Source organism: Simplicispira sp., from assembly GCF_028687295.1.
Classification (GTDB): domain Bacteria; phylum Pseudomonadota; class Gammaproteobacteria; order Burkholderiales; family Burkholderiaceae_C; genus Simplicispira; species Simplicispira metamorpha.
In genome coordinates, this window is the sequence record NZ_JAQUAL010000012.1 from 25,432 (window position 1) to 41,226 (window position 15,795).

At 66.3% G+C, this 15,795-nt stretch carries 13 protein-coding genes; 7 read left to right on the forward strand and 6 right to left on the reverse strand.

Annotated elements, in window-relative coordinates; genetic code table 11:
• Position 1: 1 nt before the first annotated feature.
• Positions 2-2,701, forward strand: coding sequence for a cation-translocating P-type ATPase (locus PHX69_RS02870; protein ID WP_288042293.1), 2,700 nt, complete (start codon positions 2-4; stop codon positions 2,699-2,701).
• 136 nt (positions 2,702-2,837) lie between these two features.
• Complete coding sequence (locus PHX69_RS02875) at positions 2,838-4,121, forward strand: O-acetylhomoserine aminocarboxypropyltransferase/cysteine synthase family protein (protein ID WP_119012233.1); 1,284 nt, start codon at positions 2,838-2,840, stop codon at positions 4,119-4,121.
• A 120-nt stretch (positions 4,122-4,241) separates the two neighbouring features.
• Here PHX69_RS02875 and PHX69_RS02880 read toward each other — a convergent pair whose 3' ends face one another.
• Together PHX69_RS02880 and PHX69_RS02885 are read right to left on the reverse strand one after the other, a co-directional pair.
• On the reverse strand, positions 4,242-6,674 hold the full coding sequence (locus PHX69_RS02880; protein ID WP_288042294.1) for a YgiQ family radical SAM protein: 2,433 nt from the start codon (positions 6,672-6,674) through the stop codon (positions 4,242-4,244).
• 85 nt (positions 6,675-6,759) lie between these two features.
• Entirely contained in the window at positions 6,760-7,587 is an 828-nt protein-coding gene (locus tag PHX69_RS02885) for a type IV pili methyl-accepting chemotaxis transducer N-terminal domain-containing protein (RefSeq protein WP_288042295.1), read from the reverse strand.
• A 184-nt stretch (positions 7,588-7,771) separates the two neighbouring features.
• On the opposite strand from PHX69_RS02885, the gene PHX69_RS02890 reads away from it, so the two are divergent.
• From PHX69_RS02890 to moeA, 4 genes are read left to right on the forward strand one after another with little or no spacing between them, the layout of a single operon-like run.
• Positions 7,772-8,191: a BLUF domain-containing protein gene (locus PHX69_RS02890; RefSeq protein ID WP_119012231.1), complete on the forward strand. Its 420-nt coding sequence runs from the start codon at positions 7,772-7,774 to the stop codon at positions 8,189-8,191.
• A 30-nt stretch (positions 8,192-8,221) separates the two neighbouring features.
• On the forward strand, positions 8,222-9,355 hold the full coding sequence (gene moaA, locus PHX69_RS02895) for a GTP 3',8-cyclase MoaA (protein WP_288042296.1): 1,134 nt from the start codon (positions 8,222-8,224) through the stop codon (positions 9,353-9,355).
• A 2-nt stretch (positions 9,356-9,357) separates the two neighbouring features.
• Positions 9,358-9,990 (forward strand): molybdenum cofactor guanylyltransferase MobA, encoded by a 633-nt coding sequence (gene mobA / locus PHX69_RS02900; protein WP_288042297.1) that lies wholly within the window; start codon positions 9,358-9,360, stop codon positions 9,988-9,990.
• A 59-nt stretch (positions 9,991-10,049) separates the two neighbouring features.
• Positions 10,050-11,528, forward strand: coding sequence for a molybdopterin molybdotransferase MoeA (moeA, locus tag PHX69_RS02905; protein WP_288042301.1), 1,479 nt, complete (start codon positions 10,050-10,052; stop codon positions 11,526-11,528).
• A gap of 31 nt (positions 11,529-11,559) precedes the next feature.
• Here the strand turns inward: moeA and PHX69_RS02910 are convergent, their stop codons facing one another.
• The 3 genes from PHX69_RS02910 to PHX69_RS02920 all read right to left on the reverse strand — a co-directional run bounded on the left by PHX69_RS02910 (position 11,560) and on the right by PHX69_RS02920 (position 14,422).
• On the reverse strand, positions 11,560-12,891 hold the full coding sequence (locus PHX69_RS02910; RefSeq protein ID WP_288042298.1) for an HD-GYP domain-containing protein: 1,332 nt from the start codon (positions 12,889-12,891) through the stop codon (positions 11,560-11,562).
• A 184-nt stretch (positions 12,892-13,075) separates the two neighbouring features.
• Positions 13,076-13,714: a 3-oxoacid CoA-transferase subunit B gene (locus tag PHX69_RS02915; protein WP_288042299.1), complete on the reverse strand. Its 639-nt coding sequence runs from the start codon at positions 13,712-13,714 to the stop codon at positions 13,076-13,078.
• A 3-nt stretch (positions 13,715-13,717) separates the two neighbouring features.
• Positions 13,718-14,422, reverse strand: a complete 705-nt coding sequence (locus PHX69_RS02920) for a CoA transferase subunit A (protein WP_119012227.1) — start codon at positions 14,420-14,422, stop codon at positions 13,718-13,720.
• A 96-nt stretch (positions 14,423-14,518) separates the two neighbouring features.
• Between PHX69_RS02920 and PHX69_RS02925 the strand changes: the two genes are divergently transcribed.
• A complete protein-coding gene (locus tag PHX69_RS02925) occupies positions 14,519-15,064 on the forward strand; it encodes a PAS and helix-turn-helix domain-containing protein (RefSeq protein WP_288042300.1) in 546 nt (181 codons plus the stop codon).
• An 80-nt stretch (positions 15,065-15,144) separates the two neighbouring features.
• Here PHX69_RS02925 and PHX69_RS02930 read toward each other — a convergent pair.
• Positions 15,145-15,795, reverse strand: a 651-nt coding sequence (locus tag PHX69_RS02930) for a peroxidase family protein (RefSeq protein WP_353852399.1), incomplete at its 5' end; no start/stop codon positions are given.

Here is a 15,795-nt window from a genome sequence, read left to right on the forward strand (position 1 = left end):
TATGCAGCCCACTCCAGCGCCCCCACCCCACCGCAGCGACTGGCACTTGCAAGATGCCGATGCCCTGGCGCAGCAGCACGCCGTCAACCCCGACCACGGCCTGAGCGCCGACGAAGCCCAGCGCCGCGCCGCGCAGCACGGCGCCAACGAGCTGACCAGCACCCAGGGCCGCAGCTGGCCGGGCCTGCTGGCCGACCAGTTCAAGGACTTCATGGTGCTGGTGCTGCTGGGCGCAGCCGTGGTGGCGGGGCTGGTGGGCGAGCTGACGGACACCCTCGTCATCCTCGTCATCGTGGTGCTCAATGCCGTGATTGGCTTTATGCAGGCCTGGCGCGCCGACCAGGCCATGGCCGCGCTGCGCCAGCTGGCGGCGGCACACGCCACCGTGCTGCGCGCAGGCGAGGCCCAGGTGGTGCCCGCCAGCACACTGGTGCCCGGCGACATCGTGCTGCTGGAGGCGGGCAACCAGATACCCGCCGACCTGCGCCTGATCGAGATTGCGCAGCTGCAGGTGGATGAATCGGCGCTCACGGGTGAATCGGTCACGGTGACCAAGCAATCGGGCACCCTGGCGGGCGCTGGCCACAGCGCACTGGGCGACCGCCTGAACATGGCCTTCAAAGGCACCACGGCCACGCACGGGCGCGCACGCGGCCTGGTGGTGGCCACCGGCATGCGCACCGAGCTGGGCAAGGTGGCCACGCTGCTCGATACGGGCGACCGCACCACCCCGCTGCAACGGCGCCTGGCGGCCTTTGGCAAGCGGCTGGCGCTGGCCGTGCTGGCCATTTGCGCCATCGTGTTTGTGGTGGGCGTGCTGCGCGGCGAGGCGCCGCTCTTGATGGCGCTCACCGCCATCAGCCTGGCCGTGGCCGCCATCCCCGAGGCCATGCCCGCCGTAGTCACGGTGCTGCTGGCGCTGGGCGCGCGGCGCATGGTGGCCATCAACGCGCTGGTGCGGCGCCTGCCGTCGGTAGAAACGCTGGGCTCCGTCACCCACATCTGCTCCGACAAAACCGGCACGCTGACGCAAAACCGCATGCACGCCGAACTGCTGCTGGCGCACGGCCAGCGCTGGACACCGGGCGATGCGCTGCCCAGCGCCATCCACTGTGAGACCCTGCGCGCAGCCTCCCTGTGCAACGACGCACGCCACCAAAACGGCGACGGCGATGTGCCCGGCGCCTGGCTGGGCGACCCCACCGAAACGGCCCTGGTGCTGGCCGCCCACGCCGGTGGTCTGGACAAAACGCAGCTCGATGCCGCCCACCCGCGCGTGCAAGAGCAGCCTTTTGACTCCGACCGTAAGCGCATGACCACCTTCCACCCGCAAGGCGATGGCTTTGTCGCCTACACCAAGGGCGCGCCCGAATCGGTGCTGCCCCGCTGCACCGCGCAGTGGACGGCAGGCGGCAGCGCGCCGCTGGACAGGCCCGCCGTGCTGGCCAGCGCCGACCAGCTGGCCGCGCAAGGCCTGCGTGTGCTGGCCCTGGCCCGGCGCCAGCACACGCGCCTGCCCGACACCAACGCCATCGACGCCGTCGAGAGCGAGCTTGAACTGCTGGGCCTGATCGCCCTCATCGACCCACCCCGCCCCGAGGCCCTGGCCGCCGTGCGCGACTGCATCAGCGCCGGCATCGTGCCGGTGATGATCACCGGCGACCACCCGGCCACCGCGCGCGCCATTGCCCACCGGCTGGGCATTGTCGATAGCCTGGACGCCCCTGTGCTCACCGGCACCGACCTGACCGCGCTGGACACCGCCACGCTGGCCCAGCAGGTAGAGCGGGTGCGGGTGTACGCACGCGTCGATCCGGCGCAAAAAATCCGCATCGTCGAGGCGCTGCAAGCGCAGGGCCACTTCGTTGCCATGACCGGCGACGGCGTGAACGATGCCCCGGCCTTGAAGCGCGCCGACATCGGCGTGGCTATGGGCCAGGGCGGCACCGACGTGGCACGCGAGGCGTCCAGCCTGGTCTTGCTGGACGACAACTTCGCCACCATCGTGGCCGCCGTCAAAGAGGGGCGGCGCATTTACGACAACATCCGCAAGTTTGTGCGCTACTCCATGACCGGCAACTCGGGCGAGATCTGGACGATCTTCCTGGCGCCGCTGTTGCTGCTGCCCATTCCGCTGTTGCCCATCCACATCCTGTGGGTCAATCTGGTAACCGACGGCCTGCCCGGCCTGGCGCTGGCCGCCGAACCCGCCGAGCGCGGCATCATGCAACGCCCGCCGCGCGCGCCCGGCGAGAGCCTGTTCGCCCACGGCATGTGGCAGCACATTTTGTTCATGGGGCTGCTGATTTCCGGGCTGTGCCTGGGCGTGCAGGCCTGGGCCATTGCCAGTGACAACGCCCACTGGCAGACCATGGTGTTCACGGTGCTGACGCTGGCGCAAATGGCCCATGTGGTGGCCATTCGCTCCGAGAGCGAGCCGCTGTGGCGCCTGGGCCTGCGCAGCAACCAGCCGCTGCTCTACGCCGTGCTGCTGACCTTCTTGCTGCAAATGGCCACCATTTACGTGCCCTGGCTCAACCCCATCTTCAAGACCGCGCCCCTGAGCCTGGGCGAGCTGGCCATCTGCCTGGGCGCGGCGCTGGTGGTGTATGTGGCAGTGGAACTGGAAAAAGCCTGGCGCCGCAACCGCCAGCCTGCCGCCATCGCCATGGACGAGCCGCCCCCGCCGCACCGCCGCTGAGCGCCCGCGTGCGCAGCAGCACATAAGCACATGACAAACGATTTGCAAGGCCCGCCCGGTGTGCCATGCACAATGCACCCAGGCCCTGCACCCGTGCGGGGCCTTGCCACACTTACACACCAAGGGACACCCATCCATGCACATCGAAACCCTGGCCGTCCATGGCGGCTACACACCCGACCCCACCACCAAGTCTGCCGCCGTGCCGCTGTACCAGACGGTGGCCTACGCGTTTGACAGCGCCCAGCACGGCGCCGACCTGTTCGACCTGAAGGTGGCGGGCAACATCTACACGCGCATCATGAACCCGACCACCGACGTGCTGGAAAAGCGCGTGGCGGCCCTGGAGGGCGGCGTGGCCGCGCTGGCCGTGGCCTCGGGCATGGCGGCCATTACGGCAGCCATCCAGACCATTGCCGAGGCCGGTGACAACATCGTCAGCGCCAGCACGCTGTATGGCGGCACCTACAACCTGTTTGCCCACACCTTCCCGCAGCAAGGCATCGAAGTACGCTTTGCCGATCCGCGCGACCCGGCCAGCTTTGCCCAGCACATTGATGCGCGCACCAAAGCCATCTTTATCGAATCGATTGGCAACCCGCTGGGCAACGTGACCGACATCCGTGCCCTGGCCGACGTGGCCCACGCGCATGGCGTGCCGCTGATTGTCGATAACACCGTGCCCAGCCCCTACCTGCTGCGCCCCATCGAGCACGGCGCCGACATCGTGGTGCATTCGCTGACCAAGTACTTGGGCGGCCACGGCACCAGCGTGGGTGGCGCCATTGTCGATAGCGGCAAATTCCCGTGGGCCGAGCACAAAGAGCGCTTCAAGCGCCTCAACGAGCCCGATGTGAGCTACCACGGCGTGGTCTATACCGAGGCGTTGGGCGCCGCCGCCTTCATTGGGCGCGCCCGCGTGGTGCCGCTGCGCAACATGGGCGCGGCGCTGTCGCCCTTCAACGCCTGGGTCACGCTGCAAGGCATCGAAACCCTGCCCCTGCGCATGGACCGCATCTGCGACAACACGCTGGCGCTGGCCCACTACCTGCAAAAGCACCCCAAGGTCGAATGGGTGCGCTACGCCGGTTTGCCCGACCACCCCGACCACGCGCTGGTGCAGCGCCAGCTGGGCGGCAAGGCGTCGGGCATTTTGAGCTTCGGCCTGAAAACCAGCGACGCCGACCCGCGCGCTGCCGGTGCGCGCTTCCTGGACGCGCTGGCGCTGTTCACACGCCTGGTCAACATTGGCGATGCCAAATCGCTGGCCACGCACCCGGCATCGACCACGCACCGCCAGCTCAACCCCGAGGAACTCGCCAAGGCCGGCGTGAGCGAAAACATGGTGCGCCTGTCGGTGGGCATTGAGCACATCAACGACCTGCAAGCCGACCTGGCCCAGGCGCTGGACAAGGTCTGAATCACTGCGATGTCGCCTGCGCGCAGTTGAGGCGCAAGAAAAGCCCCCTCCCCCACAGGAGCGGGGCTTTTTGTTTGCCAGGCGTGTATGGACTCGCTGCGGTGCGCGCGCAGGCAAGGTCTATTTGGAAATCCCTTTTTTTGCCTGGTAACCAGCGCCTGCCGGGCCAGCAGGGCCACGGGCACCGCCCGCGCTGCGGGGTTTGCCAGCCCCTGTAGCGCGCGGCGGCAGGCCGGTGTGCTGCGTCAGGACACGGCCCGGCTGCGGCGTGCCGGGCCGGGTTTTGGCGCCTGGCGTGGAATTGGTACGCCGCGCACTCTGGTAGCTGCCGTCCGTGAGCGGCTGGAAGGTCGGAATCAGGTGGTGCTTGCCGTTGCCGATCAGGTCAGCGCGGCCCATGGCTTTGAGCGCATCGCGCAAGAGCGGCCAGTTGTTCGGGTCGTGGTAGCGCAAAAACGCCTTGTGCAGGCGACGGCGCTTGTCGCCGCGCACGATGTCCACCACCTCGCTCTGGCGCGTGACCTTGCGCAACGGGTTCTTGTTGCTGTGGTACATGGCCGTGGCCGTGGCCATGGGACTGGGGTAGAAGGTCTGCACCTGGTCGGCCCGAAAACCGTTCTTCTTCAACCAGATGGCCAGATTCATCATGTCTTCATCGCTGGTGCCGGGGTGGGCGGCGATGAAGTACGGAATCAAAAACTGCTTCTTGCCCACCTCTTCGCTGAACTTCTCGAACATCTGCTTGAAGCGGTCGTAGCTGCCAATGCCGGGCTTCATCATTTTGTCCAGCGGGCCGCTCTCGGTGTGCTCGGGGGCGATCTTCAGGTAGCCGCCGACGTGGTGCTGCACCAGCTCTTTGACGTATTCGGGCGATTTGACGGCCAGGTCGTAGCGCAGCCCCGAGCCAATCAGAATTTTTTTGATGCCCTTGAGCGCGCGGCCCCGGCGGTAAATTTTGATCAGCGGGTCGTGGTTGGTGGTCAGGTTCTGGCAGATGCTGGGGAACACGCAGCTGGGTTTGCGGCAGGCGGCCTCGATTTCGGGCGTCTTGCAGCCCAGGCGGTACATGTTGGCCGTGGGCCCGCCCAGGTCGGAGATGGTGCCGGTAAAGCCCTTGACCTTGTCGCGGATGTCTTCAATCTCGTGAATGATCGAGTCTTCCGATCGGCTCTGGATGATGCGGCCCTCGTGCTCGGTAATCGAGCAGAAGGTGCAGCCGCCAAAGCAGCCGCGCATGATGTTCACGGAAAAGCGGATCATCTCCCAGGCCGGGATTTTGGTGGCGCCATCATGGCTGCCGTGCTCGTCGGCATACGCGGGGTGCGGGCTGCGGGCGTAGGGCAGGTCAAACACATAGTCCATCTCGGCGGTGCTCAAAGGGATGGGCGGCGGGTTGATCCAGACATCGCGGGCGGTTGCACCCTCGCCGTGGGCCTGCACCAGCGCACGGGCGTTGCCGGGGTTGGTCTCCAGGTGCAGCACGCGGTTGGCGTGGGCGTAGAGCACGGCATCCGACTTGACCTGCTCGTAGCTGGGCAGGCGGATCACGCTCTTGTCACGCGGCGGCGCCTTGAGGCGGGCCTTGAGCGCCGGGTTGGCGACAAAGGCCATGGGCTGGGCCACGGCCTCAGAAGATTTAAGGTGTTTTTGGCCTGTAACGCCCGCTGGATATGCGCTATCAGCTATCAAATCAGGAGTATTTTCAGGGGCGCTGGCGGGCGCACCGTCTGGCTCGCAGCGACTGCCCTGGGCGCTGGCTTGCTCGCTGGTGGTCAGGTAGGGGTTGATGTGCGCCTCGACGCGGCCCGGCTCATCGACGCTGGTGGAATCGATCTCGAACCAGCCGTCCTCGGAGGCGCGGCGCACAAAGGCGGTGCCGCGCACGTCGGTGATGCTCTCGACGGGTTCGCGCGCGGCGATGCGGTGGGCCACCTCCACCAGCGCGCGTTCGGCGTTGCCGTACAGCAGCAGATCGCACTTGGCATCGACGACGATGCTGCGGCGCACCTTGTCGCTCCAGTAGTCGTAGTGGGCGATGCGGCGCAGGCTGCCTTCGATGCCGCCGAGCACGATGGGCACGTCTTTGTAGGCTTCGCGGCAGCGCTGGCTGTAGACGATGGCGGCGCGGTCGGGGCGCTTGCCGCCGATATCGCCGGGGGTGTAGGCGTCGTCACTGCGGATTTTGCGGTCCGCCGTGTAGCGGTTGATCATGGAGTCCATGTTCCCCGCCGTCACACCCCAGAACAAATTGGGCTTGCCCAGCGCCTTGAAGGCATCGGCGCTGTGCCAGTCGGGCTGGGCGATGATGCCCACGCGAAAGCCCTGGGCTTCGAGCACCCGGCCAATCACGGCCATGCCAAAGCTGGGGTGATCGACATAGGCGTCGCCCGTGACCAGCACGATGTCGCAGCTGTCCCAACCGAGCTGCTCCATTTCGGCACGGCTCATCGGCAGGAACGGCGCCGTGCCAAAGCGCTTGGCCCAGTAGGGGCGGTAGCTGCTCAAGGGTTTGGCGGCGCGCGCGAAAAAGGAAACGTCAACAGGGGCGTTCATGAAAATGGGGTGTGGGGGGAAGCGGCCATTTTACGGCGCGCCCCCTTGTCCGCGCCGGCCAGGGGCTACTGCCCCGGCTGCGGGCTCAGCTGCGCAGGTCTTTGAGGGCGACTTCGTATTGCAGCGCCAGGTTGTCCATGATGCCGAGCAGGCGCTCGCTGGTGCTGGCCACGGCACGCAGGCCGCGCAAATCAGGTTCGCGGGCCAGGGCAGCCTCCAAAAACATCCACTGCATTTCACCAGCGGTCATTTCGCTGCGGATGGTGGTGTTGCTCACCGTGGAGGCGGCCAGGCTGGCCAGGCCACGCTTGAATTCAGCCGCGTCGGCAGTGCGCTGTTCACGCAGGTCTTTGCTCTCCAATCCAGCAGCGGCCAGAAAGTAATTTTTGGCCAGCCGCTGCGACAGCATGCGCTGCTGGCCTGCGGTACTGACCAGTTTGTCGGTGCTGAAGGGGGCGATTTTCTGCAAGCCATCGGCCACGGCGTCAGCGGACTGGAGCATTTTGTCGGCCTGCACGGCAGCATCTGCCACAGACTGCCGGGTGGGCGGCATGGGCAGCGCGGTATCCAGGCCCTCGCTGAACTGGCGCACCTGGGCCAGTGGGCGGGCCAGCGCATCGGGCCAGGGTTGTTTGCCCAGTTCTTGCAGCCCCGCACGCAACAGTTGCCGGGACGAGACCATGGCCATCGCAGCGTCTTCAGGCTGCACGTTCAGAAAAGCCTGGCAATAGGCTTTGGCGATGCGCTGCGACAGGGCACGAAACCGGGCTGCCCGGTGCATTTGCAAACTGGTGACGGGGGTTGACTGGGCCCACGCCGCCCCACTGCTGTGGCACAGCAGTGCAGCCGCAGAAAGTTGCAGCAGTGTGCGGCGCCGGGCGTGGTGCGCCCCCAGGGGAGAAATGGAAAGCATGGGTGCAGGCTCCGTGGTCATGGCAAAGTGTGAGCGGCCATTCTCAAACCCCAGCCCCTGCTGCGTTATGACTCAAGTCAACGCCTGCCGCCGTGTGTACGCCGTGCTGTGGGGGCTACTGGGGGCCAGCCTGACTGCGCTGCCGGGAACATGACACACTGCCGTTTTTTTATCGACGCCCGACATGCTGATACAACTGACTTACGCCAGCCGCTGCTCCCACGCCCTGGGGCCCGCCGATATCAAGGACATTCTGGGCGCCTCGCAGCGCAACAACGCCCGCCTGGGCGTGACCGGGGCGCTGTGCCTGAACAATGGCATCTTCCTGCAACAGCTCGAAGGCGACCGCACGGTGGTCAATGCGCTGTACCACCGCATCCTCAAAGACACGCGCCACCGCGACACGGCCATCCTGGATTTGTCCGAGATCACGCACCGCCAGTTCACCGGCTGGGCCATGGGGCTGCTGCCCTCGCTGGACACCAACCGCCAACTGTTCCTGAAATACTCGGGCGCCGCTGAGTTCGACCCCTACAGCATGAGCACCCTGAGCCTGCGCAGCTTCTTTGCCGAAGTCTTGCAAAACGTGCGCTGGCTTGAATGAGAATGCCGGCCATGCAGACAAACCGCAGCCATGGCTGAACCCCGCGTTATCCCCCTGACCGACCAGCGCCACGCGGCATCCCTGCCCAGCGCGCCAGTGCAGCCGCCCAGCGGCCTGCTGACCGACACGCGCGGGCGGCCCTTGCGCGACCTGCGCATCAGCGTGACCGACCGCTGCAACTTCCGCTGCAGCTACTGCATGCCCAAGGACGTGTTTGGCAAGGACTATCCCTACCTGCCACACAGCGCACTGCTGAGTTTTGAAGAAATCACCCGGCTGGCGCAGCAGTTTCTGGCCCACGGGGTGCGCAAAATCCGCCTCACCGGCGGCGAGCCGCTGCTGCGCAAAAACATCGAGGCGCTGATTGCGCAGCTGGCCCAGCTGCGCACCGTCGATGGCACACCCCCGGAGCTGACGCTGACCACCAACGGCGCCCTGCTAGCGCGCAAGGCCCATGCCCTGAAAGAGGCGGGCCTGACCCGCGTCACCGTCAGCCTGGACGCGCTGGACGATGCCGTATTCCGGCACATGAACGATGTGGACTTTCCGGTGGCCGATGTGTTGGCGGGCATTGCGGCGGCGCAAGAGGCAGGATTGCACGGGCTCAAGGTCAACATGGTGGTCAAGCGCGGCACCAACGACCACGAAATTGTGCCCATGGCCCAGCACTTTCGTGGCACCGGCATTGCGCTGCGCTTTATTGAATACATGGACGTGGGCGCCACCAACGGCTGGCGGATGGACGAGGTGCTGCCCTCGGCGCAGGTCATCGCACGCCTGCAAGAACAGCTCCCCCTGGTGCCGCTGGAGCCCAGCGCCCCTGGCGAAACCGCCCAGCGCTGGGGCTGGGCCAACGCCAGCGGCCAGCACGATGCCACGCTGGGCGAGATCGGCCTCATCAGCAGCGTGACGCAGGCGTTCTGCCACGAGTGCAACCGCGCGCGCCTCTCCACCGAGGGCCGGATGTACCTGTGCCTGTTCGCGGGCCAGGGCTACGACCTGCGCGCCCTGCTGCGCGGCGGTGCCAGCGACGAAGCCCTGGCCAGCGCCATTGCCGCCATCTGGCAAGGCCGCGCCGACCGCTACTCAGCGCTGCGCGCCAGCCTGTCTGGCGAAGTGGGCAGCGGCGCACGGCGCATAGAGATGAGCTACATCGGAGGATAAACATGACAACGATTGACACCCAGGACATCACCGGCCTGGTGCTGGCGGGTGGGCGTGGCGCGCGCATGGGCGGCGTCGACAAGGGCCTGCAAAATTTTCATGGCCTGCCGCTGGCGCTGCACACGCTGATGCGCCTGCAAATGCAGGTGGGCGCCGCCATGGTCAACGCCAACCGCAACCTGGCCGCCTACGAAGCATTTGGCGCCCCCGTCTGGCCCGATGTGCTGGCCGACTGCGCCGGGCCGCTGGCAGGATTTTTGACGGGGCTGGAGCGCTGCGAAACCCCTTGGCTGCTCACCGTGCCCTGCGACACCCCGCTGTTTCCGCTGGACTTGGCCGCGCGCCTGGCCCAGGCCGCCGCGTGCGAGCAGGCCGACATCGCCATGGCAGCGGCCCCCGAGGACGACAGCCACGGCGGCACTGCCGTGCGCGCACAGCCCGTGTTCACCCTGCTGCGCGTGGACTTGCTGGAGAGCCTGGTGCAGTTCACCCAGGCCGGTGGCCGGAAGATCGACGCTTGGACGGCCCAGCACCGCTGCGTGCTGGTGCCCTTCGACGCCCCCGGTGACGACCCACGCGCCTTCAGCAACGCCAACACCCTCGCCGAACTGCACCGCCTGGAGCAAGCCGCATGAGCGCCGACCCTGCCCCGGCCTCTGCTGCCACCGTCGCCCCCACCACCGCCCTGACCGAAATGACCACCGCCCCCTGCGCCGCACCCACCGCGCCCACCCTGGCCGACATCGCCGCCGCCCTGCAAGGCTACGACCCGCAATCGCTCACGGTGGCCAGCGCCAGCGCGTTTTTGCAGCAACTGGTGCAGCCCATCACCGGCACAGAAACCCTGCCCCTGCGTGACGCCCTGGGCCGGGTGCTGGCGGGCGATGTGGTGTCGCCCCTGGACGTGCCCGCGCACGACAACTCGGCCATGGACGGCTACGCCTTCGACGGCAGCGCCCTGGTGCCCGGCGCGCCGCTGACGCTGCGCGTAGTAGGCAAAGCCCTGGCCGGCGCCGCCTGGACAGGCCGCGTGGCCGCCGGTGAATGCGTGAAGATCATGACCGGCGCCGTCATGCCCGCCGGGCTGGACACCGTGGTGCCGCAGGAATTCACCCAAGCAGCCAGCGCGCCTGCCGCCCACAGCGATGGCGAACGCGCAGGTGGCACCACCAGTGCCAGCCCCACCACCAGCGCAACGGCTACCGCTACCGCTACCGCCAGCGAATACATCCACATCCCCGCCGACGTGCTGCGCCCCGGCGACAACCGCCGTCTGCGCGGCGAAGACCTGATGCAAGGCCGCGTGGCGCTGGCCCGGGGCGCACTCATCACCCCCGCTGCGCTGGGGCTGCTGGCCAGCCTGGGCCTGCCCACGGTGGCGGTGCAGCGGCGCCTGCGCGTGGCCTACTTCTCGACCGGCGATGAAATCCTGAGCCTGGGCGAATCACCGCGCGAAGGCGCCGTGTACGACAGCAACCGCTACACCGTGCTGGGCCTGCTCACGCGCCTGGGCGCAGAGGTGATTGACCTGGGTGTGGTGCGCGACGAGCCCGCGCTGCTGGAGGCCGCTTTTTGCCAGGCCGCCCAGCAGGCCGACGCCATCATCACCAGCGGCGGCGTCAGCGTTGGCGAGGCTGACCACACCCGCACCATGATGAAAGCGCTGGGCGACGTGGCCTTCTGGCGCATCGCCATGCGCCCGGGCCGCCCCATGGCCGTGGGCCGCATCGACAGCAACAAAATAACAGCCAAATCAGGCTATAACGCCCGCACAGTGGGCGCTAGCAGCTATCAAAATCATACTGAATCAGCCCCCAACGGGGCGATCCTGTTTGGCCTGCCCGGCAACCCGGTGGCGGTGATGGTGACGTTTCTGGCCCTGGTGCGCCCGGCCCTGCTGCGCATGATGGGCTGCACCCACCCCACCCCACCGCTGCTGCGCGCGGTCAGCACACAGGCCATCCGCAAGAAACCTGGGCGCACCGAATACCAGCGTGGGCTGGTCAGCGTGGGCGAAGGCGGCACGCTGCAAGTGCGCACCACCGGCAACCAGGGCTCGGGCGTACTCAGCTCGATGGTGCAGGCCAACGGTCTGATCGTGCTGCACCACGACCAGGCCAGCGTGCAAAGCGGCGAGGTGGTCGAGGTGATGGTGTTTGAGGGCGTGGTGTGAACGGAAAGCTGGGGTAGCGCTGGCGCAGCGGCTACAACTTGCCCAGCACCCAATCGCACCACTGCGCCACGGCAGCGTCGATGGGGTTGCGCCGCTCGGTGGTCAGGGGCCAGCGGCGCAGGCAGGAGTTGGCGATGTTCTGCAACTGCCACATGGCCTCGCGGCAGACAAAGGCCACCTCGGCCAGGCTGGCGGCATCGTCCTGGAGCAGGGGCAGCATCTCGCGCTGCTGATCGGGGTGGGCACCGGCCTCGACCAGGATTTTTTTCAGCGCCATCAGCCGCTCATCCACAAAAGTGATGATGCCCTGGCCATCGAGGTCGGGGTCTGGACTCAGCGCCACCACTTTGGCCGTTTCCCAATGGGCAAAAGCCCGCGCCAGGGTTTCGATGGCGCGCGGCGCGTCAGCGGCCAGGGGTTGCAGCACGGCATCTTGCGGCGCAGCCTGCCCCAGCAACGGCAGTACATGGGCCACCAATGCAGCCGGAAACCTGCGGTGGTTCAGGCGCAGCGCCAGCGACAGTTGCTGCGCGGGCAGGTCTTCGGTGTATTTGGCGTAGAAGGCGGTCACCACTTCGGCCAGCAGCAAGATGCGCCCCAGCGGTGAAATATCGGCCCCCTGCAACCCGCGCGGGTAGCCGGTGCCATCCATGCGCTCGTGGTGTTCCAGTACGGCCAGTTCTACCTCACGGGGATAAACCTGCGCAGCGCGGAGCATCAGCATGGATGTGATGGGATGGGCCACCAGCTGCTTGCGGTCGGCCCCGGTGAATTTGTGCTGCGGGTCGCGCCAGGCGGGAGGCATGTGCAAAACCCCCACATCGTGCAGCAGTGCCGCCGCAGTGAGCGCGATGCAGTCGTTGTCATTCAGGGCGCTGCGCAGGCCCAGAAACATCGCCACAATCACCATCTCCAGGCTGTGCTGGAACAGTTTGGGGCGCTGTTCGCGCATCACCGTGAGCTTGAAGGCCATGGTGCTGGGCAAGGGCACCTGCGCCAGCGACACCCACATGCGATCAAAGCCTGTGCCCAGGGCAGGCCCCAGCAGCTGCCCCAGGGGCGAGTCGCGGGCCACCTCACGGGCTGCGGCCACCAAAACCGCATGGTCTATCGTGTCTTCTGCCGCCAGGTGGCTGTCAATGGGTTCGCGCAGCTTGTGCTGCACCAGCCGGTCGTACAGACGGCCATCAATCCGGGTACCTTTTTCCACCAGTTTGATGCCGCCCTCGGCATAAATCGCCTCCTGGGCCACCACGGCACGGCGCTGGGCCAGTTCAGTGACAGCGCGCAGGTAATGCGGGCTTTCAGGCAAACGCTCTGGAAAAGCCAAACTGTCCATACTGACGGGGAAGGTATCGGTCATGCCGTGCAAAGAGAAACATCACGCCCTAAAACCCAGTGCAGCCCCACCCGGCATGGCACCTGGGCGGTGCAGCACCGGCATGCCCGCAGGGCAAGCGCGTACAGCACGCAAAAAAGGACGCTTGCACGGCGTCCTTGGGAGGGGTGTGGTGCGCCACCACACGGTCAGTGGCGGTCAGTGGCGCTCAGGCCAGCAGCGTGACACCGGTTTTGGACTGCAAGGCCTCGAACGTGACGCCCGGCGCCAGCTCCACCACCTTCAGGCCCTGGGGCGTGACATCCATCACGGCCAGGTCGGTGATGATGCGATCGACCACGCCCACGCCCGTCAGGGGCAGCGTGCATTGGGGCAGGATTTTCATGTCTTCGGTGCCGTCTTTTTTGCGCGCCACATGCTCCATCAGCACGATCACGCGCTTGACGCCCGCCACCAAGTCCATGGCACCGCCCATGCCCTTGACCATCTTGCCGGGGATCATCCAGTTGGCCAGGTCACCCTTCTCGCTGACCTGCATGGCGCCCAGAATGGACAGGTTGATTTTGCCGCCCCGGATCATGGCAAAGCTCTGGTCAGAGCCGAAGATGGACGAGCCCTGGATGGTGGTCACGGTCTGCTTTCCTGCGTTGATCAGGTCGGCATCCACCTTGTCTTCGGTCGGAAAGGGGCCAATGCCCAGCATGCCGTTCTCGGACTGCAGCCACACTTCCTTGTCGCCGGTGAAGTTGGCCACCAGCGTCGGGATGCCAATGCCCAGGTTGACGTAGAAGCCGTCTTCGAGTTCTTGCGCCGCACGGGCGGCCATTTGGTCTTGGGTCCACGGCATGGTTCAGGCTCCTGTTGCGGTGATGGTGCGCTTTTCGATGCGCTTTTCGGGGGTCGGGTTGTGCACGATGCGGTGTACGTAAATACCGGGCAGGTGAACGTCGTCGGGGGCGATGGCGCCGGTTTCCACGATTTCTTCCACTTCCACGATGCAGACCTTGCCCGCCGTGGCTGCTGCCGGGTTGAAGTTGCGCGCCGTCAAGCGGAACTGCAGGTTGCCCGATTTGTCCGCACGGTGCGCCTTGACCAGCGACACCTCAGGCACCAGCGCGCGCTCCATGACGTAGGTTTCGCCATCGAACTCGCGCAGCTCTTTGCCCTCGGCCACGATGGTGCCCACACCCGTCTTGGTGAAAAAGGCCGGAATGCCCGCACCGCCCGCACGCAGCTTCTCGGCCAGCGTGCCCTGGGGCGTGAACTCCAGCTCCAGTTCGCCCGCGAGGTACTGGCGCTCAAACTCCTTGTTCTCGCCCACATACGAGGAGATCATTTTCTTGATCTGGCGCGTCTCCAGGAGCTTGCCCAGGCCAAAGCCGTCCACGCCCGCGTTGTTGGAGATCACCGTGAGGTCTTTCACCCCGGAGTCGCGCAATGCATCGATCAGGGCTTCGGGGATACCGCACAACCCGAAACCACCGACAGCCAGCAGCTGGCCGTCTGCAACCACGCCCGCCAGGGCCTCGGCTGCGGAGGGAAACACCTTGTTCACAACAGTCTCCTTGAAATTTGGTATCGTGAAGATACTACGTAATCTGCTACGTAGTATTCCCTAAAGATTTGCACTACTACGGCACCGCTACGCGCTATGGATGTTGATTACCGGCTGGCTTTTGATATGGCGCCCGTGGGCCTGGTGCTCTCGCGCAACCGCACGATGATCGACTGCAATCGCCAGGTCTGCGAGATGTTCGGGGCTTCGCGCGAGGTGCTCATTGGCCAGTCTTTCCAGATCCTCTACCCCAGCGCCGACGAGTACGAACGCCTGGGCGCGCGCATGACACCTATCCTCAACGCCAAGGGCTATTACGCCGACAGCCGCATCATGAAGCGCCTCAATGGCGAGGTGTTCTGGTGCCACGTGTCGGGCCGCGCGCTCAACCGCGAGGCGCCGCACGCCTCGGGCATCTGGAGCTTTGAAGACCTGAGCGCACAGCGCCCCGTCAAGGCCGATCTGACCGGGCGCGAGCGCGAAGTGGCCGCGCGCCTGCTCGAAGGCATGACCTCCAAAGAAATCGGCAAAGCCCTGGCCATCAGCCACCGCACCGTAGAGATTTACCGCGCCCGGCTGATGCGCAAATACGGCGCCTCCACAGCGGCCGACCTGGTACACAAGCTGGTGGCAGGCAGCTGAAAACGCCACCGGCCTGACCCCGTTGTGCAGGGCAGGCCGGTGCGGGAATGCCCGGCGCCCAAGGCGCGGGCACTGCCGGTTCACGCCAGATCGAAGCGATCCAGGTTCATCACCTTGTTCCAGGCGGCGACAAAGTCGCGCACCAACTTCTCACGCGCATCAGCGCTGGCATAGACCTCGGCCAGGGCGCGCAGTACCGCGTTGGAGCCAAACACCAGATCGCTGCGGGTGGCCGTGTACTTCAGGGCGCCGGTGCTGCGATTGCGCCCCTCGAACAGCTCCTGCGTCGGGTCGGTGGGCTTCCAGACGGTGGCCATGTCCAGCAGGTTGACGAAGAAGTCGTTGCTGAGCACGCCCACTTTGTCGGTAAGCACACCATGCGCACTGCCGTCGTAGTTGGTGCCCAGCACGCGCAGGCCGCCCACCAGCACCGTCAGTTCAGGCGCGGTGAGGGTGAGTTGCTGGGCTTTGTCGATCAGCAACGCCTCGGTGCTGGTGCTGCTGGCCACGCGGCGGTAGTTGCGCAGCCCATCGGCCACGGGCTCCATCACGGCAAAGGCGGCAATGTCGGTCTGGTCTTGGCGGGCGTCCACGCGGCCCGGGGCAAACGGCACCTCTACCGGCACGCCCGCTGCCTGGGCAGCTTGTTCCACACCCACCACCCCGGCCAGCACGATCACATCGGCCAGCGACGCCTTGCCCGACGCCTTTTGAATCGCCTGCAACCGGGG

What these genes read in the sequence shown, in the direction of transcription:
- PHX69_RS02870 (WP_288042293.1), top strand. Translation starts at nt 2, where the DNA reads ATGCAGCCCACTCCAGCGCCCCCACCCCACCGCAGCGACTGGCACTTG.
- PHX69_RS02875 (WP_119012233.1), top strand. Translation starts at nt 2,838, where the DNA reads ATGCACATCGAAACCCTGGCCGTCCATGGCGGCTACACACCCGACCCC.
- PHX69_RS02880 (WP_288042294.1), bottom strand. Translation starts at nt 6,674, where the DNA reads ATGAACGCCCCTGTTGACGTTTCCTTTTTCGCGCGCGCCGCCAAACCC.
- PHX69_RS02885 (WP_288042295.1), bottom strand. Translation starts at nt 7,587, where the DNA reads ATGCTTTCCATTTCTCCCCTGGGGGCGCACCACGCCCGGCGCCGCACA.
- PHX69_RS02890 (WP_119012231.1), top strand. Translation starts at nt 7,772, where the DNA reads ATGCTGATACAACTGACTTACGCCAGCCGCTGCTCCCACGCCCTGGGG.
- moaA (WP_288042296.1), top strand. Translation starts at nt 8,222, where the DNA reads ATGGCTGAACCCCGCGTTATCCCCCTGACCGACCAGCGCCACGCGGCA.
- mobA (WP_288042297.1), top strand. Translation starts at nt 9,358, where the DNA reads ATGACAACGATTGACACCCAGGACATCACCGGCCTGGTGCTGGCGGGT.
- moeA (WP_288042301.1), top strand. Translation starts at nt 10,050, where the DNA reads ATGACCACCGCCCCCTGCGCCGCACCCACCGCGCCCACCCTGGCCGAC.
- PHX69_RS02910 (WP_288042298.1), bottom strand. Translation starts at nt 12,891, where the DNA reads ATGACCGATACCTTCCCCGTCAGTATGGACAGTTTGGCTTTTCCAGAG.
- PHX69_RS02915 (WP_288042299.1), bottom strand. Translation starts at nt 13,714, where the DNA reads ATGCCGTGGACCCAAGACCAAATGGCCGCCCGTGCGGCGCAAGAACTC.
- PHX69_RS02925 (WP_288042300.1), top strand. Translation starts at nt 14,519, where the DNA reads ATGGATGTTGATTACCGGCTGGCTTTTGATATGGCGCCCGTGGGCCTG.